We start from the raw sequence: 22,791 nt of genomic DNA, 5'->3' as shown, positions 1-22,791 counted from the left end.
GCGGTGGCTCAGGTCAAACGTATCCGTCGCAACGTCAGCGGCATAATCCTGCTCGACAAGCCCATTGGCTTTACCTCCAATGCCGCGTTGCAGAAGGTCCGCTGGCTGCTCAACGCCGAAAAGGCCGGGCACACAGGCAGCCTCGATCCTTTGGCCACCGGTGTACTGCCTTTGTGCTTTGGCGAGGCCACCAAGTTTTCGCAATACCTGCTCGATTCCGACAAGGGTTACGAAACCCTGATGCAATTGGGCAAGACCACCACCACGGCCGACGCCGAAGGTGATGTTCTGCAGGTTCGCGATGTGACCGTTGGTCGTGCAGATATTGAAGCGGCTTTACCCGGTTTTCGTGGGCAAATCAGTCAGATACCGCCGATGTACTCGGCGCTCAAGCGTGATGGCCAGCCTCTTTACAAGCTGGCACGTGCGGGCGAAGTAGTGGAGCGCGAACCGCGTTCTGTTACTATTGCGCGCTTGGAATTGCTCGCCTGTGAAGGCGACACTGCCCGCCTGGCCGTGGACTGCAGCAAAGGTACCTATATCCGTACCCTCGTGGAAGATATCGGTGAGCAGCTCGGTTGCGGTGCGTACGTTGCAGAACTGCGACGCACCCAGGCCGGCCCTTTTAGCCTGGCCCAGACGGTCACGCTGGAAGAGTTGGAAGCCGTACACGCCGAAGGCGGCAACGAAGCGGTTGATCGCTTCCTGATGCCATCGGACAGCGGTTTGCTGGATTGGCCATTGCTGCACTTCTCGGAGCACAGCGCGTTCTACTGGCTCAACGGCCAGCCGGTACGTGCCCCGGATGCCCCGAAGTTCGGCATGGTACGGGTACAGGATCATAATGGTCGCTTCATCGGTATCGGTGAAGTGAGCGAAGACGGGCGCATCGCGCCGCGTCGACTGATTCGGTCAGAATGACCGGACGAGGGTGGCTGTTAACAGGCACGGTCACTACTCATTTTTAGATACAGGGATTTGTCCCTGGCCTGTTGAAACTGCCCTTTGGGTGGTTTCCTGAAAAAAGGATTGCCTCATGGCTCTCGACGTTCAAGAAAAAGCACAAATCGTTGCTGACTATCAGCAAGCTGTTGGTGACACTGGTTCGCCAGAAGTGCAAGTTGCACTGCTGACCCACAACATCAACAAGCTGCAAGGTCACTTCAAGGCCAACGGTAAAGATCACCACTCCCGTCGTGGTCTGATCCGCATGGTAAACCAGCGCCGTAAGCTGCTGGACTACCTGAAAGGCAAGGATCTGGGTCGTTATCAGACTCTGATCGGTCGCCTGGGTCTGCGTCGCTAATAAGCGATTGCGCTAGAGGTTGGTTGTCTGCCGTGTGCCAGTGGGATTCCCGCTGGCTCATGGTAGGCTCCCAGCCTCAAGTTTTATCTGGATACACGTTTTACCCTGGACCAGGTTCGGGCCGATTCCCGACATTGCCCAAGAATTTCGCAAGAAGACAAGTTCCCCCAAGAGCCACAAAGAAGGTAGGACACCGTGAACCCGGTTATCAAAAAATTCCAGTTCGGTCAGTCGACCGTTACCCTTGAGACAGGCCGTATCGCCCGTCAAGCCTCCGGCGCAGTGCTGGTTACCGTTGACGACGACGTTACCGTTCTGGTGACTGTAGTTGGCGCCAAGACCGCTGACCCGAGCAAAGGCTTCTTCCCTCTGTCCGTTCACTACCAGGAAAAGACTTACGCTGCCGGTAAGATCCCTGGCGGTTTCTTCAAGCGTGAAGGCCGTCCTTCCGAGAAAGAAACCCTGACTTCCCGACTGATCGACCGTCCGATCCGTCCGCTGTTCCCAGAAGGTTTCATGAACGAAGTGCAGGTTGTCTGCACCGTCGTTTCCACCAGCAAAAAGACCGATCCGGACATCGCTGCGATGATCGGTACTTCGGCTGCCCTGGCCATCTCCGGCATTCCTTTCGATGGCCCGATCGGCGCTGCCCGCGTTGCTTTCCACGAAAGCACCGGCTACCTGCTGAACCCGACTTACGAGCAACAGAAAGCTTCGAGCCTGGACATGGTTGTAGCCGGTACCTCGGAAGCCGTGTTGATGGTTGAATCGGAAGCCAAAGAGCTGACCGAAGACCAGATGCTGGGTGCCGTACTGTTCGCCCACGACGAGTTCCAGGCTGTCATCAAGGCCGTCACCGAGCTGGCTGCCGAAGCTGCCAAGCCAACCTGGACCTGGGCTCCACAAGCTGAAGCGACCGAACTGCTGGGCGCTATCCGCTCCGAGTTCGGCGCTGCCATCTCCGACGCCTACACCATCACCGTCAAGGCCGACCGTTACGCTCGCCTGGGCGAGCTGAAGGATCAGGTTGTGGCCAAGCTGTCCGGTGAAGAAGGCCAGCCTTCCTCCAGCGACGTCAAAGCGGCTTTCGGTGAAATCGAATACCGCACCGTTCGCGAAAACATCGTTAACGGCAAGCCACGTATCGACGGTCGCGACACTCGTACCGTACGTCCGCTGAACATCGAAGTCGGCGTTCTGCCGAAGACTCACGGTTCGGCGCTGTTCACCCGTGGTGAAACCCAGGCTCTGGTAGTCGCGACCCTGGGCACCGCCCGTGACGCACAACTGCTGGACACCCTGGAAGGCGAGAAAAAAGACCCGTTCATGCTGCACTACAACTTCCCTCCGTTCTCGGTGGGCGAGTGTGGTCGCATGGGTGGCGCTGGTCGTCGCGAAATCGGTCACGGCCGTCTGGCCCGTCGTTCGATCGCCGCCATGCTGCCTGCAGCTGACGTGTTCCCGTACACCATCCGTGTTGTGTCGGAAATCACCGAGTCCAACGGTTCCAGCTCCATGGCTTCCGTTTGCGGTGCTTCCCTGGCACTGATGGACGCGGGTGTGCCGATGAAGGCGCCGGTTGCCGGTATCGCCATGGGCCTGGTTAAAGAAGGCGAGAAGTTCGCCATCCTGACCGACATCCTGGGTGACGAAGACCACCTGGGCGACATGGACTTCAAAGTAGCCGGTACCGCCAAAGGTGTGACCGCGCTGCAGATGGACATCAAGATCAAAGGCATCACCGAAGAAATCATGGAAATCGCCCTGGGCCAAGCCCTGGAAGCGCGCCTGAACATCCTCGGTCAGATGAACCAGATCATTGGTCAGTCCCGCACCGAACTGTCGGAAAATGCTCCGACCATGATCGCGATGAAAATCGACACCGACAAAATCCGTGATGTCATCGGTAAAGGCGGCGCGACTATCCGTGCGATCTGCGAAGAAACCAAGGCTTCGATCGACATCGAAGACGACGGCTCGATCAAGATCTTCGGCGAAACCAAGGAAGCGGCTGAAGCAGCACGTCAGCGCGTTCTGGGCATCACTGCTGAGGCCGAGATCGGCAAGATCTACGTCGGTAAGGTTGAGCGCATCGTCGACTTCGGCGCATTCGTCAACATCCTGCCGGGCAAGGACGGTCTGGTTCACATCTCCATGCTGAGCGACGCTCGCGTTGAGAAAGTGACCGACATCCTGAAGGAAGGCCAGGAAGTGGAAGTGCTGGTACTGGACGTGGACAACCGCGGCCGTATCAAACTGTCCATCAAGGACGTAGCAGCAGCCAAGGCTTCGGGCGTTTAATCCTCCCGAGCTTTCAGCTGAAAAAGGGACTCTTCGGAGTCCTTTTTTTATGGGCGCTGGAAAGTAGCGGGAAATCAGCCGTTTAGCTGAATCCAAAAGCCGCAACTTGCATGCAGCCACGATGGTATTCATGCAACTTGCACGATTCCGAAAATTAGGTGTTTTTATAAGTTGTTGTTTTATATGAGTTTTATTGGCTCATCACACTTGGCACACTGCCTGCAATATTCCTGTTAACGCTGCAGCATCAAGGTTTACGTACTGCAGACTTTTAATAAAACAGGAGTTACTCGTATGAAGAAGTTCGCTCTCGCTACTGCTACCGCTCTGACCCTGGCCATGGGTGCTAACGTAGCCTTTGCTCAGACTTCCCAAGCCCCTATGACGCTGGCGGCCGGTGAAGTGACCAAGGCTAAAGAGTCCACCTCGGATACCTGGATCACCACCAAAGTGAAAGCTGACCTGCTGACCGAGAAAGGTATTCCTGGTTCGGACATCAAGGTTGAAACCAACAAAGGCGTGGTTTCCCTGTCCTCCGAAGTCGCTATTTCGGACTCGCAAAAAGCGACCGCTGTAGCCATCACCAAGAAAATCAAAGGTGTCACTGCTGTTTCTGCTGATGGCCTACTGGCTGGCGGCGCAACCAAAGCTGATGGTATCGATAAAACCAAGGGCGCAGCTGCTAGCGCTAAAGAGTCCACCTCGGATACTTGGATCACCACCAAAGTCAAAGCTGATCTGGTAACCGAAAAAGGCATTCCTGGTACCGACATCAAAGTCGAAACCAACAAAGGTGTAGTGTCCCTGTCTTCGACCGCAGCGGTCACTGAAGCCCAGAAAACTACCGCGGTGAACATCACCAAGAAAATCAAAGGCGTTAAAGCTGTATCGGCCGACGGCCTCAAAGCAGAGTAACGCACCCGTTTCGTCTGAACCGAATGGCGGCGGCTTAGGGTGAGTTAGATATCCACCTGATGCACCTCTGGAGTTCATGCGACCGACCACACGGATGTGGTCATTACAGGCCCCGGCACTTGTGTCGGGGCCTGTTCTATTCTGGGCTGGAATACAAATGTTACAGGTATGAGAATCAAATGTGGGAGCGGGCTTGCCCGCTCCCACATTTGGAGTTGTGTTGCTTTGAGTTATTCGGCGTCCAGATGCATCGGCGTCACGACCCGGCCATCCTTCTCGGCCTGGCCCAAGTTGGCATCAATGAAGTACACCCGGTCATCTTCCAGCTGGCCTTTGTCCACCAGGTAGTCCTTGATGGTGCTGGCGCGGTCTTGGCCCAGTTGGCGCAGTAGCACATCACTGCCACTCCAGAACTTGATCACGCCGTCACGCAGTTTCGCGCTACGGTCATCACTGCTCAGGTCTTTCCATTCAGCCGGCGGTTGTTGTTTCAGGCGGGTGCGGTAGATGCCTTCCAACAGTGGCGCTTTCTCCTTTTCGGGTACAACCAGTAACGACGCTTGGGCTGGAACCTTGTCGCCACGACGTTGAAGAATCTTGTAGTAGTTGTACTGGTATTCACGTTCCAGTCGCTGAGCGGCAAGGAAAGGTCCATCGCTGCTGGCTGCCGCTGTGCCTTCGATCTCCAGGCGCAGGGTAGGGCGTTCTTTCAGTGCTTTGGCCAAGGTGTTCAGGGCGCCCTCAGCATCCTTGTTCAGTTCGCTGGAACCGGCGGCGAACGATACATTGCCGAGGTCTTCCGAGCCGCCGCCCGTCACCAACCCACCGATAAACTTGAAGGGCGCCGTTGCTGCACGCACTACCAGGTTTCGCAGGGTCTGCCAAACAATCGGCATCACGCTGAACTGCGGGTTATTCAGATCGCCTGTCACCGGCAGTTCGATGGAGATCTTGCCGTCGGAGTCCTTGAGCAACGCGATTGCCAGGCGAATCGGCAAGTCCACGGCATCGGCGCTGTCGACTTTATCGCCCAGTTGCAATTGCTCGACCACCACTTTGTTCTCGGCCTTCAGCTGACCCTTGGTGATCACATAGTGCAGGTCGAGGTTCAGTCGCCCCTTGCGGATACGGAAACCGGCGAACTTGCCGGAGTAAGGCGTCAAGGTGGTCAGCTCAACGCGTTTGAAGCTGGTTGCGATATCCAACGCCGCCATCGGATCGAACGGGTTCACGCTGCCCTTGATGGTCACCGGCGCATAACGGTCAACCTTGCCCTTGATATCGACGCTGGCCGGTTTGGCCTGGCGACTGTCGATAGTGCCTATTTGCCCGTTGAGCTGTTGAATCGCCGTGGCGAAGTTGGGCGTCAGGCTGAAGTCGGCAAAGTTGGCCGAACCGTCGTTGATCGCAATCTGGCCGATACGGATGCCCAGCGGCTTTTCCTTGCTGGCGGGCTTGGGTGATTTGTCAGCGGGTTGTGGGATCAACAGGTCATCCACGTTGGTGGTGCGGTCATCGTTGATCATGAAACGTGCATACGGCTGCAGCAGGTTGACCTTATCGATCGACAGACTGTCGCCGTGCTGATAATTCACGCCTTCGAGCACCAAGCGCTGCCATTTGAGGAAGTCGCGGGTCTTGAGGGTATCCAGGGTGTGCAACTGGTCGACCTGCGCTCGGCCTGTGACCTGGAGCTTCAAAGGATCGGTGCTTTTCAGGTTCACATCCAGATTGCTGCCGAGCATGCCGCTACGCAGTTCCAAGCGGATGAACGGGCTGATATAGGACTGCGCGACGCGCAGGTCGATGTCCTGGGTATTCACTTTCAGCTTGGCGCTGACCGGGTTGAGGTTAACCTCGCCGGTCGCCTGGACCTTGCCTTGCTTACCCAGGCCCGTGTCGACTTTCAATGTGAAGGGGTTCTGGTTGAGGCTATCGAAGTTCTGCACATCGACGTTCAGCGGGCCTACTTCCAACGCGACTGCCGGTTTGGCCTGGCGGTCAGCCAGGTGCACCTGATAGTTGCGCAACTGCACGTCCTTGAGCAGCACCTGCCAGGGTTTGCTTGGCGCCGCAGGCTCGGCTTTTGGCGAGTCTGCAGTGGCCGGTGCATTTTTGGGCTCCGGTGCCTTGGCCGGTTTGCTCGGCTGGCTGGCGAACAGTTTCTGCCAGTCCAACTGCCCATCGGCTTCCAGTGCCGCCCAGGTTTCCAGTTTGTTGCTGCGGATCTTGCCGACGACGACCTGCTGCTTGGCCAGGTCCACGGTGGTTTCGCTGACGTCCAGGCGCTCCAGGCGCACCAAGGGGCGGCCGTCCGGCGCCTTGATGGCAAATGGCGCAATGCTCGCGGCCGTGTTGGTCAGGCTCAGTTCGGTCTCTTTGGCCAGACTGAATTTATACTCGGTGCTGAAGTTGAGCACACCGTCTTCCAGCACCAATGGCAGCGCGTCGCGGACGTAGGGCCACCAGGCTTTCATCTTGCCATCGGTGACTTTCAATGTGCCTTCGGAGGTGATCGGCACCAGGCTGAAATTACCTTTCCAGTCGATCTGTCCGCCTGCAGGCCCGGCTGCCACCAACGTCATGTCGGCGTTGTCTTCAGGCAGGGTGCTGAGATTTTTCAGCTCGAAGTCGAGCTTGTCGTAGAGGAATTCGATGGGTTCGCTGGGACGCAAATCTTCGAAATGCACATAGCCGCCCGCCAGCTTGATGCTGTCGATGCGCAGCGGAAACGGTTTGGCATTCGGATCGGTCGGGGTGGGCTCGCTGGGTGGCAGCTTGAACAACTGCGCGAGGTTCAATTGGCCGGACTTGTCGAACAACAGCTCGGTCTTGGGTTTGTCCAGTTGTACATCCGCGAGATGCAGGGCGCGGGTCCAGAGGCTGTCGATCTGCAGGTTGGCGTAGAGGCGCTCGAAACCCACTTGTTCCTTGCCTGGCTCACCGATTTTCAGCCCCCATGCCGTTACTTCCAGGCTGAACGGGTTGAGCTCGATCCGCTCAATCCGAGCCGGCACCGTGGCGTAATTGGCCAGTTGCTGGTTGGCAATGCGCAGCGCGACACCAGGGAGAATCAGGAAACCCAGCAAGCTGTACAGGGCAAGGGCAGTCAACAAGGCGCCAGCGGCGCGAATCAATCCTTTGGGCATGGGGCGGCGCCATCTATGTCAAACAAGAGTGCCTTGGAGTATGGCACGGGATTTCGGTTCCGAAGAACGGGTCCTTTGGGAAACGTCTTACAGCTGGAGTATCAGGGTTTTCAGGGGCGGCTGCTGATCCTGTGAGGGGAAGTCCGCGCCTGGCGTCATGATTGTCCAGTCACGTACGGGGCGTCCGGCCTTTTCCGCGCATCGCAGGACTTGTTCACGCCAGTCCTCCATGCTGACTTTCGCCAGGTTGTTGCAGCAGATCAGCACGCCATTGTCGGCGGTGGCTAGCAGCGCGGGCTTGAGCAGGCTCTGGTAATCGCGCAGCAAGTCGACTGTGCCAAACGCGCTTTTGGCCCAGGCTGGCGGGTCGAGCAGTACCAGATCGAATTGACGCTGCTCCAGGCGTGGATAACTCGGCAGCTTCTGCCCGCGCCGTTGGGTGATCGGCAGGCCCGCCAATTGGCGGATCGCCGGGAAGTAATCCGACTGCACAAATTCCATAGTCGGCAGTTGCGGGTTCAGCAGGCCATTTTCGCGACCGACCGCCAGGTTGCCCTCGGCGAAGTCCAGGTTGCACACCTCGCGCGCACCCCCGGCGGCCGCGCTCAGGCCAACGCCGCAGGTATACGCAAACAGATTCAGCACGCTTTTGCCGGCGCTGTGCGCCTTGACCCAGCCACGGGTGTTACGCAAATCCAGGAACAGCAGCGGGTCCTGCCCGGCATGGCGCCCGCGCACGCGGTAATTGAGGCACCACTCGTGGCCGATCAGGTCTTCCAGCGCAGCGGACTCGGCACGATAAACCGTGTCCTCGCGGTCGATGCGCGAGTTGCCACGGGAACGGTCGTTGTACACCAGTAACAATTCCAGGCCCATGTACTGGTTGACCTGTTGATGCAGGTCCAGCAGTTCTGCGGTTTCCAGGCATTGGTGGAAGCTCTGCACCAGCAATTGCGGGCCGTAGCGGTCGATGGTCAGGCCGCCGGCGCCTTCCTGGCTGCCATGGAACAGGCGATAGCAGTCAGTGCCTTGGGCGTGCAGCTCATTGATCAGGTCCTGGCGATGATCGAGGGCGGCGCGCAGCGCCTGATTCAGAGAAGACATGGAGCGCGCCTTGCTGGGGAAATAAGGGCGCGAAGTTTAACAGCTATGCGCCGTGGCCTACATCAACCCCATCCGCCGATGCGCGCGTTGCACCGAACCATTGCGCATCGCCCAACGCAGCATCGGTGCACTGCGCTTGACCCCGGCACGGATCATCTGGCGTTGCAGCGGGCTTTGGTGTTGGTCGAGCATGGCGCTGGCCCAATCCGGCAGCAGGTCGATTCCGGCTTGCATCATCAAACTGCCAAAGGGCTTGGCCAGTAGGCTGGGGGAGGGCGCGTCAAGCAGTAAACGCAGTACTTCGCGGCTGCGATCGTCGCACAGCAATTGTGGGCGGATACGTGCCAGATAATCTGAAATTTCCTGCCGAGAGCGCGGAACATGCCGCGCACCTAACTGTTCGGCGACCAAGGCAATTTCGCTGTAGTAACGGTCCTGGTCTCCACCTGAAAGCTGCGGGTTGCGATAGCGCAGGTGAGCGGCGAGGAAGTTACTGACCTCCGCCACATGCACCCAGGTCAGCAACTCTGGGTCGCTGGCCGCATAAGGTCGCCCGTCCGGAGCGTGGCCGACGACCTGGAGGTGAATGGTGCGGACTTTTTCGATCAGCCATTCGGCGTCTTTGCGCGAACCAAACGTCGTGCCCGAGATGAACTGCGAGGTGCGCCGCAACCGCCCGAGCATGTCCTGACGAAAGTTCGAATGGTCCCACACGCCCGCCAGGGCCAGTGGGTGCAAGGCTTGCAGCATCAATGCGCTGATGCCGCCGATGAGCATGCTGCTGAAGTCGCCATGCACCTGCCAACTCACCGAATCGGGCCCGAACAGGCCGGGGTCGCCCTTGGGGTTTTCCAGGTCCAGTTGGCCCAGCGACAGGCCTGTCAGGCTCATCAACTGGCTTTCGATACGGCTGCGGATAAATTCCATGGCGACTCAGGGGTTCCTATCGGTTCAAGCGTTTGTCGATCAGGCCATCCACCACGCTCGGGTCGGCCAGGGTCGAGGTATCACCGAGGCTGTCGAGTTCGTTGCAGGCGATCTTGCGCAAAATCCTGCGCATGATCTTGCCGGAGCGGGTTTTCGGCAAGGCCGGAGCCCATTGGATCAGTTCCGGCTTGGCAAAGCTGCCGATTTCCTTGCCGACCAGCTCCAGCAGGTGCTTTTTCAGCGCATCGCCGGGTTCCACCCCATTCATGGGCGTGACAAACGCATAGATGCCTTGGCCTTTGATGTCATGGGGGTAGCCTACTACGGCGGCCTCGGCCACCTGGTCATGCAGGACCAGCGCGCTTTCTACCTCGGCGGTGCCGATACGGTGGCCGGACACGTTGATCACATCGTCGATGCGCCCGGTGATCCAGTAGTCGCCGTCTTCATCGCGCCGCGCACCGTCACCGGTGAAGTAGTAGCCGGGGTAAGGTTTGAAATAGGTGTCGATCATGCGCTGCGGATCGCCGTACACGCTGCGGATCTGCCCCGGCCAGCTCGCTTTGATCGCCAGTACGCCGCTGCCGGCCCCGCTGAATTCTTTGCCCTGTTCGTCGAGCAGCACGGGCTGTACGCCAAACATCGGCTGGGTCGCGCAGCCGGGCTTGATGCGCTGTGCGCTGACCAAGGGGCTGAGCATGATGCCGCCGGTCTCGGTCTGCCACCAGGTATCCACGATTGGACAGCGCTGTTCGCCGACGGCATTGAAGTACCAGTCCCAGGCTTCCGGGTTGATCGGTTCGCCGACGCTGCCCAGCAGGCGCAAGCTGGCGCGAGAGGTGCTCTCCAGCGGGCCATGGCCCTCGCGCATCAAGGCACGCAACGCGGTAGGGGCGGTGTAGAAAATATTGACCTTGTGCTTGTCGATCACCTGCCAGAAGCGTGAGCTGTCCGGGTAGCTCGGCACGCCTTCGAACATCAGCGAAGTCGCGCCGTTGGCCAGCGGGCCGTACACGATGTAACTGTGGCCGGTGACCCAGCCCACATCGGCGGTGCACCAAAACACTTCGCCCTCGCGGTAGTCGAGCACGTATTTGAAGGTCATTGCGGCTTGCAGCAGGTAGCCGCCGGTGGTGTGCAGCACACCTTTGGGTTTGCCGGTGCTGCCGGAGGTGTAGAGGATGAACAGCGGGTCTTCGGCGTCCATTGGCTCGGGCGGGCAGTCGCTGCTGGCCGCATCCAGGGCTTGTTGATACTTGAGATCGCGGCCTTCGCTCCAGTTAACGGTCGCTGCGGTGCGTTCTACCACCAGCACCGTGCTCACATTTGGGCAACTGGCCAGGGCTTTGTCGACATTCTGTTTCAGTGCTACCGGTTTACCACCGCGCACGCCTTCGTCCGCAGTGATTACGGTGCGGCAGTCGGCGTCGAGAATACGGTCACGCAAGGCATCCGGCGAGAAGCCGCCAAACACCACGGAATGTACCGCGCCGATCCGGGTGCAAGCGAGCATGGCGTAGGCGGCTTCAGGGATCATCGGCATGTAGATACACACCCGGTCGCCTTTTTTTACGCCACGGCTTTTCAGCACATTGGCCAGGCGGCTGACGTTCTGGTGCAGTTGGCGGTAGGTGATTTTGGAAGATTTTGTCGGATCATCGCCTTCCCAGATGAAGGCCGGCTGATCGGCGCGCAGGGCGAGGTGACGGTCGATGCAGTTGTAGCTGACATTCAGTTGGCCGCCGGCAAACCATTGGGCTGCGCCGGTGTTGATGTCTGAGCGTTGGACGGTGTGCCAGGGGGTTATCCAGTCGAGAAAGCCTTTGGCCTGTTCAGCCCAGAACGTATCCGGCTGATCGATGGATTGGCGATAGAGGCGCTGGTAGTCCTCCTGACTGAGTTGCGCAGCCCGGCGGACGGCATCGGCGGTGGGGAACGTGCTGATATCGAACATGAGCGATCCTTATTCTTGTTTTGGCCACAAGTGATAAAGATGCACCCTGCAAGGGGAGGGTTCAAGGCCAACGTCCAAACGGACGTTGGCCCTGCGATACCTGGATCAGCCGCGGTGACGACCGCGGAAGTAGTTGATCAGGCCCTGGGTCGACGCATCTTCGGCCGAGGTTTCTTCGGCGCCGGTCAGGCGGTTGTAGACGCCCTTGCCCAGCTCTTTGCCCAGTTCCACACCCCATTGGTCAAAGGCGTTGATACCCCAGATCACGCTCTGTACGAACACTTTGTGCTCATACATCGCAACCAGGGCGCCCAAGCGACGCGGGCTGATGCGCTCGACCACGATGGTGTTGCTCGGACGGTTACCCGGGATCACCTTGTGCGGTGCCAGCTTCTGCACTTCGTCTTCCGGGATGCCTTTTTCACGCAGCTCGGCTTCGGCTTCGGCGCGGGTCTTGCCGAGCATCAGCGCCTGGCTCTGGGACAGGCAGTTGGCGTACAGCCACTGATGGTGGTCGGACACCGGGTTGAAGCTGACGATCGGCACGATGAAGTCGGCCGGGATGAGTTGGGTCCCCTGGTGCAGCAACTGGTGGTAAGCGTGCTGGCCGTTGCAACCTACGCCACCCCAGATCACTGGGCCGGTATCAGTGGCGACGGGTGTACCGTCCTGGCGCACACTCTTGCCATTGGATTCCATGTCCAACTGTTGCAAGTGTTTGGTGATGTTACGCAGGTAGTGGTCGTACGGCAGGATCGCATGGCTCTGCGCACCCCAGAAGTTGCCGTACCACACGCCCAGCAGACCCAGCAGCACCGGCATGTTCTGTTCGAATGGGGCGTTCTGGAAATGCTGGTCCATGGTGTAGGCACCGGACAGCAGTTCCTTGAAGTTGGACATGCCGATCGCCAGGGCGATTGGCAAGCCGATGGCCGACCACAGCGAGTAACGACCGCCGACCCAGTCCCACATCGGGAAGATGTTTTCTTCGCGGATGCCAAAGGCCACAGCCGCCGCGTTGTTGCTCGATACGGCGATGAAGTGGCGGTACAGCTCGGCTTCCGAGCCACCCTGGGCCAGGTACCAGGCGCGTGCGGCCTGGGCGTTTTTCAGGGTTTCCAGGGTATTGAAGGATTTCGACGAGACGATAAACAGTGTGGTCTCGGCGCGCAGCTTCATGGTCAGCTCGTGGAACTCGCTGCCGTCGATGTTCGCCAGGTAGTGGCAACGCACGCCTTTGTGGGCGTAGGACAACAGCGCTTCGGAGACCAACTCCGGGCCGAGGAACGAGCCACCGATACCGATGTTCACCACGTCGGTGATCGGCTTCTCGGTGTAGCCACGCCACAGGCCATCGTGAATGCGCCCGACCAAGTCGGTGATCTGGTTCAGCACCTTGTGCACGTCCGGCATGATGTTCACGCCATTCACCGACAGCTTGTCGCCCACCGGGCGACGCAAGGCGGTGTGCAGGGCCGGGCGGCCTTCTGAGGAGTTGACGGGCTCGCCGGCGTACAGCGAGTCGATCGCGTCTTTGAGGCCGACTTCTTTGGCGAGGCCCACGAGCAGGTCACGGGTTTCGCTGGTGATCAGGTTTTTCGAGTAATCGAGGAAAAGTCCGCAGCTGCTCAGGGTGAACTGGGAAAAACGCTGAGGATCGGCATTGAACGCTTCGCGCATGCTGAAATCCTGCATGGCTTGGCGATGTTGATTGAGCGCTTGCCAGGCGGGCAGAGCGGTAACGTCATGAGGAGTGCGGTAGTACGCCATCGCTGCGGGTTTCCTTTTATTACGGGGACTGCCTTTAGGACACTTCTAAGCCCGGAACGTCCAGTCTTTGATCAAGCATTGGGTTCCGGACAGCGCTAACCATAGCGCAGGGCGATTACATTAAACCTAGCGTGTCGATATGTCTTGGCTTTGTCTGCGCTAAGGCCGGTACTTTTTTATACCGGCCCTTTTTATTGACGCAGCGAGGAGGGCGATTGGAAGGGGTCAGTCGAGGGTCAGGTGCAGGTTGTCGATGAGCCGGGTAGCGCCGAGATAGGCGGCTACCAGGATCACGATATCCCGATCTTCAGCCGTGGCCGGGCGCAAATGCACTCCCTGGCGTACTTCGAGGTAGTCCAGGCGCAACCCGGCGGCTTCGATCTGCTGGACCTGTTCGGCGCGCAGCTTGGCGAAGTCGTGGTCACCGGCTTTGATCGCGGCGCCAATCTGACTGAGGCTGCGGTACAGCACTGGCGCAATGGCGCGTTGCTCGTCGGTGAGGTAGCCGTTACGCGACGACAACGCGAGGCCGTCGTCGGCGCGCACGGTGGGCTCGCCGATGATCTGGATCGGCATGTTCAGGTCGTGGACCATGGCGCGGATCACGGCCAGTTGCTGGTAATCCTTCTGGCCAAACACCGCCATGTCCGGCTGGACCATGTTGAACAGCTTGCTGACCACGGTCGCCACGCCTTCGAAATGCCCGGGACGGCTGGCGCCGCACAGGCCTTCAGACAATTGTGGCACGCTGACGCGGGTCTGGCCGGTCATGCCGCCGGGGTACATTTCGTCGACGGTGGGCGCGAACAGCAGGTTGCAGCCGGCTTGCAGCAGCATTTCCTGGTCGGCGGCCAGGGTGCGCGGATACTTGTCCAAGTCTTCGCCAGCGCCAAACTGCAGCGGGTTGACGAAGATGCTGGCCACCACGAAATCCGCCTGCTGGGCGGCCTTGGTCACCAAAGTGGCATGGCCGCTGTGCAGGTTGCCCATGGTCGGCACAAAGCCAATGCGCTTGCCGGCGTTACGGGCGTGGGTAACCGCAGCCCGCAATTCACGTACGGTTTTTACGGTGTTCATGCAGAGAATCCGTGTTCGGTGCCAGGGAAGGTAACGCCTTTGACTTCGGCAACGTAGGCACTCAATGCGGCGTGAATGCTGTCCTGGCCGGCCATGAAGTTCTTGACGAACTTCGGCACACGGCCGCTGATCGACAGGCCGAGCATGTCGTGCAGCACCAGCACCTGGCCATCGGTGGCCGAGCCTGCGCCAATCCCGATCACCGGCACCTTCACGGCCTGGGTGATTTCTGCCGCCAGTTCGCTCGGCACGCATTCGAGCAGGATCATTGCCGCGCCGGCCTGTTCCAGAGCGATGGCATCGGCGCGCATCTGCCGCGCCTGGGCCTCATTGCGGCCTTGTACCTTGTAGCCGCCGAGGATGTTCACCGACTGCGGCGTCAGGCCCATGTGTGCGCACACCGGCACGCCGCGTTCAGCCAGCAGGCGGATCGACTCGGCCAGCCACACTGCGCCTTCGACTTTGATCATGTGCGCCCCGGCTTGCATCAGCTTGCCGGCATTCTGGAAGGTCTGTTCAAGCGTCGCGTAACCCATGAACGGCAGGTCGGCGATGATGAAGGCGCCATCGTTACCGCGTTTGACACTGGCCGTGTGATACGCAAGTTCATCGGTGGTGACGGGCAGGGTGCTGTCATTCCCTTGAAGAACCATGCCCAGGGAGTCGCCCACCAGCAACACTTCAACCCCAGCCTGGCAACTGGCGTGGGCGAAGGTGGCGTCATAGCAGGTCAGCATGGCGATTTTTTCACCTTTGAGCTTGAGGCTCTGCAAGGTGGTCAGGGTAATGTCTGGCATGAAAAGGGTCCTCATTCAGGCGCTTGGAAACAGCGAGTAACGCGCGTGAGTCTTCGTTTATACAGGCGCACTGTCTTGAGAGCAGTGCTTATATGGCCTGGATTGCGCCCTTTAGCGCCGGGTTGGCGGCAGCGGGACGCCTATAGTCGTGAGGAGGACACGGGAAGTCAATTGGATGTGTTACCGCATTGTTACGATGACGGTGTTACCGCTGTTACTGACGCGATTGTAGGAGCGAGCTTGCTCGCGAAGAGCGTGTTGGCCCCGCGTTGAATCAGGTTGCGCGCCTTATCGTTAACGATTTTCGCGAGCAAGCTCGCTCCTACAGGGGGAGGCGTTCCAGTCCGACGAATGGGCACGCAGCCAGTAGGTCACTTAGTTGCTGGCTATTGGGTAATTGCAGAGTAGCGGGTGCCAGTTCGGCCAACGGATACAGCACAAATGCGCGCAGGTGCATCTGGTAGTGCGGGACCTTGAGGCGCGGTTCATCGATCAGTTGATCGCCAAACAGCAGGATATCGAGGTCGAGCGTGCGCGGGCCCCAGCGTTCAAGGCGTTCGCGGCCCTGGTCGTTTTCGATGGCTTGCAGCGCATCCAGCAATTCCAGGGGCGCAAGGCTACTGTCCAGGGCGGCAACCGCATTGGTGTAGCGCGGTTGGCCTGGGAGCAGGGAGTCACTTTGATAAAAGGCGGACACACCCGCGACCGTGGTGCCCGGCAATTGCGCCAGTGCTTCGATAGCGTTGCGCAATTGCTGGTCCGGGGCAGCCAGGTTGCTGCCCATGCCGATGTAGATGCGTTCCACGTTTATTCGCCCGAGGCGTCAGCCGAACTGCGCTTGCGCTTGCTGCCACTGCGACGACGTTTCTTCGGGCCTTCGCCGTCGCCTTTGCTGCCGAGGTCACGAATCATGTCGCGGCGCTCGCTGTCATTGGCGTCCTGGTAATCGGTCCACCATTCGCCCAGGCCGTCGGTCTGCTCGCCGGCACTTTCGCGCAGCAGCAGGAAGTCGTAGCCGGCGCGGAAACGCGGGTTGTCCAGCAACAGGTCGGCGCGTTTGCCGCTGCGGCGTGGCAGACGCTCCTGCATGTCCCAGATCTCGCGGATCGGCATAGTGAAGCGTTTCGGAATAGCGATGCGCTGGCACTGTTCGGCGATCAGTTCATGCGCGGCTTCCTGCATGGCCGGGATCGGCGGCATGCCACGCTCCTGCAAGCGCAGTACGCGTTTCGGCAAGGCTGGCCACAACAGCGCGGCAAACAGGAATGCCGGGGTGACCGGCTTGTTCTGCTTGATGCGCAGGTCGGTGTTGATCAGCGCTTCGCTGATCAGGGTGTGGGTGTACGTCGGGTTGTATTCCAAAGCCTCGGCGCTGGCCGGGAACAGTGGGTCGAACAACTGCAGGTCCACCAGCATTTCAAAGGTGTCGGCGGCATAACCGGAGAGGAACAGTTTGAGCACTTCTTCGAACAGGCGCGCCGAGGGGATTTCCCGCAGCATCGGTGCCAGTTCGCGAATCGGTGCGGCGGTATGGCGCTCGATACCGAAGTTCAGCTTGGCAGCAAAACGCACGGCCCGCAGCATGCGGACCGGGTCTTCCTGGTAGCGCTGGACCGGGTCGCCGATCAGGCGGATCAGGTTGTTGCGAATGTCGTGTACGCCATTGGCGTAATCGAGGATGCGCTCGCTGACCGGGTCGTAATACAGGGCGTTGATGGTGAAGTCGCGGCGTTGCGCGTCTTCTTCCAGGGTGCCGTAGACGTTGTCGCGCAGGATGCGCCCGCTTTCGTTGCGGGAGGACTGATTGGTGTCTTCCTCTTCATCGTTTTGCGGATGGCCGGCACGGAATGTCGCGACTTCAATAATTTCGCGACCGAAGTGAATATGCACCAGCTTGAAGCGTCGGCCGATGATCCGCGCATTACGGAATTCGGCACGCACTTGCTCAGGCGTGGCACTGGTGGCGACGTCGAAGTCCTTGGGCGTGATATTGAGCAGCATGTCGCGTACGCACCCGCCCACCAGATAAGCCTGGTAGCCGGCGTTCTGCAAACGTTCGACGATGTTCACTGCATAACGGCTGAATTGAGCGCGTTGCAGCGAATGCTGGCTGCTGTTGAGCACTTCAGGCGTGCTGCGTTTGTGTTGCGTACGACGCAAGGGAGAACGGAATGACTGGAACAACTTCTTCAGCATGGGATGCACTGTTTGAAGGAATGTTCGGCCATAACGAAGAATGACCGCATGATGGGCGGGGATTCTAGCATTTAGTCAGGGGATGGTGTAGGAACAAGCTGCAAGCCCCAAGCCAAAAGCTTCAAGAGATTGCTGGACGGTCAAATCGCGGAAACTACAAGGGGAGCCGAAGCTCCCCCAGAAGTAGTTGCGTGCTCTATTTTTATTATTGATTTCGGGCTTCTTGTTTTTGTTGATCGCCCTCGCCATGAAGCTTCACCTTCATGACACTCCCAATCGGGAGTCAAGAGCAAACGGATTGCTTTGGTCGCTGTGTTGCTGATCTACGATCCAACCAGTTCAGGCTCTGCCTTAGGGCAGTTTTTGTTGTTCTCGGCCTGGTTGCGGGGCAAGCCCCAAATGCAACGCCTCTCCAAAAGAATCAGTTAGCTGCGCCTCCGCCGTGTTGTTTTTGTTATGCGTGAGTCGATTCGTCTTATTTTTATTGTCTTGTACAAAGCTTGTTATTGTTTTTGTACTAAGCATATAGCAGGGTGCGTGCCAACTTTTGCCTCACCTAGCAAAACCGGGGGGTTGAGGTGGTTTCGGGTTTTTGACAGGCCAAAAAAAGCCGGGGCTTCGTTACCGTAAGCCCCGGCTTTTGTTACGCGAAATATCCGCGGTAACAGTTTTTTCACATTGGTGGGTGTTACCTGTGGGCGCGCACCCTTAACTCTCGCTGGCCACACCGGTCTTGCGCCGTGGAATGCCCAGGCGCTGGCGGCGTTCCCACAGGCATTTACGGCTAACGCCCAGTTTGCGCGCCAGTTCGGTCTCGGTCATATGGTCCTGGTGCTCAAGGACGAAATGCTGAAAGTAATCTTCCAGTGACAAATCTTCCGTCGGTTCATGGCTGGTATTGCTACCGCCCTGTTGTGGGGCCAGGCCGATGAAATCGTCGTCCTCCAGGTCGCTCAGCTCGATATCGATGCCCAGCAGTTCGGCGGAAATCTCCGGGCTCTCCGACAGGATCACCGCGCGTTCCACCGCATTCTCCAACTCCCGCACGTTACCCGGCCATGAGTAATGCCGAATCGCCTGCTCGGCGTCCGGCGCGAACTTCAGGTCGGTACGGTTGATACGCGCGCTCTGGCGCAGCAGGAAGGCATTGGCGATCTCGTTGACGTCGGCGCCACGCTCACGCAGGGCCGGCAGCTTGAGGGCGATCACGTGCAGACGGTAATACAAGTCTTCACGGAATTGGCCGATCTTGGCCAGGCTCTTGAGGTCGCGGTGAGTCGCCGCGATCAGGCGCACATCGACCTTTTGCGATTGCACCGAGCCTACGCGGCGAATTTCACCTTCCTGTAGCACACGCAGTAACCGCGCTTGTGCTTCCAGTGGCAGTTCACCGATTTCATCGAGGAACAGCGTGCCGCCGTCCGCCGCTTCCACCAAGCCCGCACGCCCGGCGCTGGCGCCAGTGAATGCGCCTTTCTCGTGGCCGAACAGCTCGGACTCGATCAGGGATTCGGGGATCGCCGCGCAGTTCACCGAGATCATCGGCGCCTTGGCACGCTTGGACAGGTTGTGCAGGGCACGGGCCACCAGTTCTTTACCGGTGCCGGACTCGCCCTGGATCAAAACATTTGAGTCAGTTGGCGCGACTTTACGGATCTTGCCGTACAGGTCCTGCATCGGTGGGCAAGAGCCGATGATGCCGATCTCGCCGTTGCTGTTATCAACCCCCGGCTTGTCGGCGGCTTTGCCCGCTGGACGTTGCTCGACCGGCGCACTGCTGGCCGATTGACGGTCACGCAGGATACGGGCCACGGCCTGAAGCATCTCATCATGGTCGAAAGGCTTGGCGATGTAGTCCACCGCGCCCATCTTCATCGAGTCGACCGCCGAGCGCAGGCTGGCGTAGCTGGTCATGATCAGCACCGGGGTGCCCAGGCCAAGCTTGATCAACTCGGTGCCAGGCGCGCCGGGCAGGCGCAGGTCACTGACAATCAGGTCGAACGTGGGAATGCTGAACCGCTCCTGGGCTTCCTGCACCGAGCCGGCTTCGCTGACCTGGTACTGATTACGTTCAAGCAGGCGACGCAAGGCAGAGCGGATAATGGTTTCGTCTTCGACGATCAAAATGTGCGGCATTGATTCAATTCTCTCGACGGTCTCAGTTCACAGCGGACGTCGCTTCGACATGACGCGGCAAGGTCACCCGAATACGGGTGCCGCGTTGGCTTTCGGTGTCAGCCGGGCTGTCGATGGTGATTTGTCCATAATGCTCTTCAACGATGGAATAGACCAGTGCAAGGCCCAGACCGGTACCTTCACCTGGGTCCTTGGTGGTGAAGAAGGGTTCGAACAATCTGTCCATGATGTTCTGTGGAATACCGCTACCTTCATCTTCGACGATCAGATCGACCGTATGTTCGAAAGCCTCGGTCTTGACGCGTACCGCACCGCCGGCCGGGGTGGCGTCACGGGCGTTGGACAACAGGTTGATCAGCACTTGGGCCAGGCGTTGTGAGTCGCCATCCACCCAGTGGTCGGGATCGCACAAATTGAAGAACTGTACTTCGAAATTGCGCCGGTTCAAGGCCAGCAGCCCAATGGCATCCTGCGCCACTTCGGCCAGGCATACCGCTTCATCCTGATTCTGATGGGCGCCGGCGTGGGCGAAGCTCATCAGCGACTGCACGATGCGAGAAACGCGCTTGGTCTGTTCGAGAATCTGCCCGCTGATCTCGGTGATTTCGCCGTCTTCCTCGCGCTCTTCCCGCAGATTCTGCGCAAGGCAGGCGATACCGGTGATCGGGTTGCCGATTTCATGGGCCACGCCCGCCGCCAGTCGGCCAATGCTGGCCAACCGCTCGGAGTGCACCAGCTTGTCTTCGAGCATCTGGGTTTCGGTCAGGTCTTCTACCAGCAACACCAGGCCGCTGTTACCGGGCGCCAGGGGTTCGTCGATGGCGGCTTTGTGCAGGTTGAGCCAACGGGTCTGGCCGTCGAGGGCCAGGTGCTGCTTGTGCAAATGTTCGTCGGGCAGGTTGATGAAGCCTTGCAGCAATTCTTTCCACGGGTCGCCCAGGGTATTGAGGCGTGAACCGACCACCCGCTGCGCTGCGATACCGGTGAGTTCTTCCATGGCCTTGTTCCACATCAGGATCTCCTGGTCCTTGGCCAGGGAGCACACGCCCATGGGCAATTCCTGCAAAGTCTGGCGGTGGTAGCGGCGCAAGGCATCGAGTTCGGCGGCGAGACCGGTGAGGCGTGAGTGGTAATCCTCCAGCCGGCTCTCGATGAAATGGATGTCTTCGGTGACGTAGTTTTCCCCGCCAGCCTTGTAGGGCAGGAAGGTTTCCACCATGTCCTGGGACACGCTCGGCCCCATCAGCCCGGACAGGTTGGCTTCAATGCGGTCGCGCAGACGGCGCAGGGCGTAGGGGCGCCGCTCATCGAATGGCAGATACAGATCACGCAGCGCCTGTTCAACTTCCTTCTGCGCCGCCTTGGCGCCCAGGGGCTTGGCCAGTTGCGTGGCGAACTCCTGGGGCGAGGCCGCATGCAGTTCGCGGCGTTGCGGACGGCGCACGTTATCCACCGCGCAGGCTTCGGCGGCGCTGGTTTCTTCCGGGCTGGCGTTGGTGAACAGGGAGATCAGGGTGAACATCAGGACGTTGGCGGCCAGGGAGGCAATCGCAGCCATGTGCCAACTGGTGTCATCCAGCACGTAGATCATGTTCAGCAACGGGATGTAGAAACCCTGCAGATTACCGACCAGCGGCAACAGCATAGTCACGATCCACACCAGGATTCCGGCCAGCAAACCGGCGATGAAACCACGGCGATTGGCGGTCGGCCAGTACAGTACCGACAGCACGCCTGGGAGGAACTGCAAGGTGGCGACAAACGCAACGATGCCCAGGTTGGCCAGGTCCTGCCCCGTGCCCAGCAACAGGTAGAACCCGTAGCCGGCCATGATGATCGCGACGATCAGCGCGCGGCGTGTCCATTTCAGCCAGCGGTAGATATTGCCTTCGGCTGGCGGCTGGTACAGCGGCAGCACCAGGTGGTTGAGCGCCATTCCCGACAGTGCCAGGGTCGTGACGATGATCAGCCCGCTGGCCGCTGACAACCCACCGACGTAAGCCAGCAGCGCCAAGGCCGGGCTGTTGGCAGCAATGCCAATGCCGAGGGTGAAGTATTCAGGGTTGGTGGTGGCGCCCAGTTTCAAGCCGGCCCACAGGATCAGCGGCACCGCCAGGCTCATCAACAGCAGGAACAACGGCAAGCCCCAACTGGCACTGACCAGCGAGCGCGGGTTGAGGTTCTCGGTAAAAGTCATGTGGTACATGTGCGGCATCACGATCGCTGAGGCGAAAAACACCAGCAGCAGCGTGCGCCACGGGCCTTCCTGCAAAGGCGTGTGCAGGGCGGCAAGGGCGGTCTGGTTTTGCAGTAGCCACAGTTCCAACTGCTGCGGGCCGTCAAACACGCCGTAGAGCGCATACAGGCCGACGCCGCCGATGGCGATCAGCTTGATCACCGACTCAAAGGCAATCGCAAACACCAGCCCTTCATGTTTTTCGCGGGTGGCGATATGGCGCGAACCGAAGAAAATCGTGAACAGCGTGATCAGCGCACAGAAGGCCAGCGCTACGCGATGTTGCACTGGCTCGCGGGTCAGGATGCTGATGGAGTCGGCCACGGCCTGAATTTGCAGGGCCAGCAACGGCAACACGCCGATCAGCATGAAAATAGTGGTCAGCGCGCCGGCCCAGGTGCTGCGAAAGCGGAAGGCAAACAGGTCGGCCAGGGAAGACAATTGGTAGGTGCGGGTGATCTTCAGGATCGGGTACAGCAGCACCGGCGCCAGCAGAAATGCGCCGGACACCCCGAGGTAGCTGGACAAAAAGCCATAACCGTACTGATAGGCCAGGCCCACGGTGCCATAGAACGCCCAGGCACTGGCATATACGCCGAGGGACAAGGTGTAGGTCAACGGATGGCGAATGATCGCCCGCGGAATCATTCCGCGCTCACTGATCCAGGCGACTCCGAACAACGCGGCCAGGTAGGCGGCGCTGATCAGCAGCATCTGGGTGAGGCTAAAGCTCATCGGCATCTTTTTGGCTCTGCAGGATGAAAGTCACGACGATCAGGATCAGCCACAGCAGATAAGGGCGATACCAGGCGCCCGTGGCGTCGATCCACCAATCCATGATGGCGGGGGAGAACAGGTAGATCCCGACGACCAGCAGCAGGACCAATCGATAGATGTACATGTTGGCCTCTGTCTAAAAACGT

At 59.3% G+C, this 22,791-nt stretch carries 17 protein-coding genes; 4 read left to right on the top strand and 13 right to left on the bottom strand.

Annotation, left to right across the window (positions count from 1 at the left end):
* The first annotated feature begins 3 nt into the window (after positions 1-3).
* The 4 genes from truB to RB216_RS25045 all read left to right on the top strand — a co-directional run bounded on the left by truB (position 4) and on the right by RB216_RS25045 (position 4,522).
* The gene (truB, locus tag RB216_RS25060; protein WP_003235022.1) at positions 4-921 is read left to right on the top strand and encodes a tRNA pseudouridine(55) synthase TruB; all 918 of its coding nucleotides are present in this window, start codon (positions 4-6) and stop codon (positions 919-921) included.
* A 115-nt stretch (positions 922-1,036) separates the two neighbouring features.
* Positions 1,037-1,306, top strand: coding sequence for a 30S ribosomal protein S15 (gene rpsO / locus RB216_RS25055; RefSeq protein ID WP_003177875.1), 270 nt, complete (start codon positions 1,037-1,039; stop codon positions 1,304-1,306).
* Positions 1,307-1,501: 195 nt separating this feature from the next.
* Complete coding sequence (gene pnp / locus RB216_RS25050; protein WP_016976826.1) at positions 1,502-3,607, top strand: polyribonucleotide nucleotidyltransferase; 2,106 nt, start codon at positions 1,502-1,504, stop codon at positions 3,605-3,607.
* Between the two features lie 294 nt (positions 3,608-3,901).
* Complete coding sequence (locus tag RB216_RS25045) at positions 3,902-4,522, top strand: BON domain-containing protein (RefSeq protein ID WP_028617968.1); 621 nt, start codon at positions 3,902-3,904, stop codon at positions 4,520-4,522.
* A 230-nt stretch (positions 4,523-4,752) separates the two neighbouring features.
* Here RB216_RS25045 and RB216_RS25040 read toward each other — a convergent pair whose 3' ends face one another.
* From RB216_RS25040 to RB216_RS24980, 13 genes are all read right to left on the bottom strand, one after another.
* Positions 4,753-7,671, bottom strand: a complete 2,919-nt coding sequence (locus RB216_RS25040; protein ID WP_068935155.1) for a DUF748 domain-containing protein — start codon at positions 7,669-7,671, stop codon at positions 4,753-4,755.
* Positions 7,672-7,758: 87 nt separating this feature from the next.
* Positions 7,759-8,775: a class I SAM-dependent rRNA methyltransferase gene (locus RB216_RS25035; RefSeq protein ID WP_122683659.1), complete on the bottom strand. Its 1,017-nt coding sequence runs from the start codon at positions 8,773-8,775 to the stop codon at positions 7,759-7,761.
* Between the two features lie 57 nt (positions 8,776-8,832).
* Complete coding sequence (locus RB216_RS25030) at positions 8,833-9,702, bottom strand: oxygenase MpaB family protein (protein WP_068935153.1); 870 nt, start codon at positions 9,700-9,702, stop codon at positions 8,833-8,835.
* A gap of 16 nt (positions 9,703-9,718) precedes the next feature.
* Positions 9,719-11,656 carry an acetate--CoA ligase gene (acs, locus tag RB216_RS25025; RefSeq protein ID WP_068935151.1) on the bottom strand — a complete coding sequence of 646 codons (1,938 nt, stop codon included), beginning with the start codon at positions 11,654-11,656 and terminating at the stop codon, positions 9,719-9,721.
* A 105-nt stretch (positions 11,657-11,761) separates the two neighbouring features.
* A complete protein-coding gene (pgi, locus tag RB216_RS25020) occupies positions 11,762-13,426 on the bottom strand; it encodes a glucose-6-phosphate isomerase (RefSeq protein ID WP_028617963.1) in 1,665 nt (554 codons plus the stop codon).
* Positions 13,427-13,651: 225 nt separating this feature from the next.
* Positions 13,652-14,503, bottom strand: a complete 852-nt coding sequence (gene panC, locus RB216_RS25015; protein ID WP_028617962.1) for a pantoate--beta-alanine ligase — start codon at positions 14,501-14,503, stop codon at positions 13,652-13,654.
* Positions 14,500-15,300 carry a 3-methyl-2-oxobutanoate hydroxymethyltransferase gene (gene panB, locus RB216_RS25010; RefSeq protein WP_236318544.1) on the bottom strand — a complete coding sequence of 267 codons (801 nt, stop codon included), beginning with the start codon at positions 15,298-15,300 and terminating at the stop codon, positions 14,500-14,502. The genes panC and panB overlap by 4 nt, the downstream gene beginning before the upstream one ends.
* A gap of 322 nt (positions 15,301-15,622) precedes the next feature.
* On the bottom strand, positions 15,623-16,105 hold the full coding sequence (gene folK, locus RB216_RS25005) for a 2-amino-4-hydroxy-6-hydroxymethyldihydropteridine diphosphokinase (RefSeq protein ID WP_028617961.1): 483 nt from the start codon (positions 16,103-16,105) through the stop codon (positions 15,623-15,625).
* A 2-nt stretch (positions 16,106-16,107) separates the two neighbouring features.
* Complete coding sequence (locus tag RB216_RS25000) at positions 16,108-17,496, bottom strand: polynucleotide adenylyltransferase PcnB (protein ID WP_028617960.1); 1,389 nt, start codon at positions 17,494-17,496, stop codon at positions 16,108-16,110.
* A gap of 75 nt (positions 17,497-17,571) precedes the next feature.
* Positions 17,572-17,745, bottom strand: coding sequence for a hypothetical protein (locus tag RB216_RS24995; RefSeq protein WP_154670147.1), 174 nt, complete (start codon positions 17,743-17,745; stop codon positions 17,572-17,574).
* 459 nt (positions 17,746-18,204) lie between these two features.
* Positions 18,205-19,632: a sigma-54-dependent transcriptional regulator gene (locus RB216_RS24990; protein WP_308908013.1), complete on the bottom strand. Its 1,428-nt coding sequence runs from the start codon at positions 19,630-19,632 to the stop codon at positions 18,205-18,207.
* Positions 19,633-19,654: 22 nt separating this feature from the next.
* Positions 19,655-22,609 (bottom strand): sensor histidine kinase, encoded by a 2,955-nt coding sequence (locus tag RB216_RS24985; RefSeq protein ID WP_028617958.1) that lies wholly within the window; start codon positions 22,607-22,609, stop codon positions 19,655-19,657.
* A complete protein-coding gene (locus tag RB216_RS24980; protein ID WP_003176118.1) occupies positions 22,593-22,769 on the bottom strand; it encodes a hypothetical protein in 177 nt (58 codons plus the stop codon). Before RB216_RS24980 ends, RB216_RS24985 begins: the two co-directional genes overlap by 17 nt.
* Between the last annotated feature and the right edge of the window lie 22 nt (positions 22,770-22,791).

The sequence above is a fragment of the Pseudomonas canadensis genome (assembly GCF_030980095.1).
GTDB lineage: Bacteria > Pseudomonadota > Gammaproteobacteria > Pseudomonadales > Pseudomonadaceae > Aquipseudomonas > Aquipseudomonas canadensis.
Note: the sequence above shows the minus strand (reverse complement) of the source record. Positions and strands in the feature narration are given on the sequence as shown.

What these genes read in the sequence shown, in the direction of transcription:
- rpsO (WP_003177875.1), top strand. Translation starts at nt 1,037, where the DNA reads ATGGCTCTCGACGTTCAAGAAAAAGCACAAATCGTTGCTGACTATCAG.
- RB216_RS25045 (WP_028617968.1), top strand. Translation starts at nt 3,902, where the DNA reads ATGAAGAAGTTCGCTCTCGCTACTGCTACCGCTCTGACCCTGGCCATG.
- RB216_RS25040 (WP_068935155.1), bottom strand. Translation starts at nt 7,671, where the DNA reads ATGCCCAAAGGATTGATTCGCGCCGCTGGCGCCTTGTTGACTGCCCTT.
- RB216_RS25035 (WP_122683659.1), bottom strand. Translation starts at nt 8,775, where the DNA reads ATGTCTTCTCTGAATCAGGCGCTGCGCGCCGCCCTCGATCATCGCCAG.
- RB216_RS25030 (WP_068935153.1), bottom strand. Translation starts at nt 9,702, where the DNA reads ATGGAATTTATCCGCAGCCGTATCGAAAGCCAGTTGATGAGCCTGACA.
- acs (WP_068935151.1), bottom strand. Translation starts at nt 11,656, where the DNA reads ATGTTCGATATCAGCACGTTCCCCACCGCCGATGCCGTCCGCCGGGCT.
- pgi (WP_028617963.1), bottom strand. Translation starts at nt 13,426, where the DNA reads ATGGCGTACTACCGCACTCCTCATGACGTTACCGCTCTGCCCGCCTGG.
- panC (WP_028617962.1), bottom strand. Translation starts at nt 14,503, where the DNA reads ATGAACACCGTAAAAACCGTACGTGAATTGCGGGCTGCGGTTACCCAC.
- panB (WP_236318544.1), bottom strand. Translation starts at nt 15,300, where the DNA reads ATGCCAGACATTACCCTGACCACCTTGCAGAGCCTCAAGCTCAAAGGT.
- RB216_RS25000 (WP_028617960.1), bottom strand. Translation starts at nt 17,496, where the DNA reads ATGCTGAAGAAGTTGTTCCAGTCATTCCGTTCTCCCTTGCGTCGTACG.
- RB216_RS24995 (WP_154670147.1), bottom strand. Translation starts at nt 17,745, where the DNA reads ATGGCGAGGGCGATCAACAAAAACAAGAAGCCCGAAATCAATAATAAA.
- RB216_RS24990 (WP_308908013.1), bottom strand. Translation starts at nt 19,632, where the DNA reads ATGCCGCACATTTTGATCGTCGAAGACGAAACCATTATCCGCTCTGCC.
- RB216_RS24985 (WP_028617958.1), bottom strand. Translation starts at nt 22,609, where the DNA reads ATGCCGATGAGCTTTAGCCTCACCCAGATGCTGCTGATCAGCGCCGCC.
- RB216_RS24980 (WP_003176118.1), bottom strand. Translation starts at nt 22,769, where the DNA reads ATGTACATCTATCGATTGGTCCTGCTGCTGGTCGTCGGGATCTACCTG.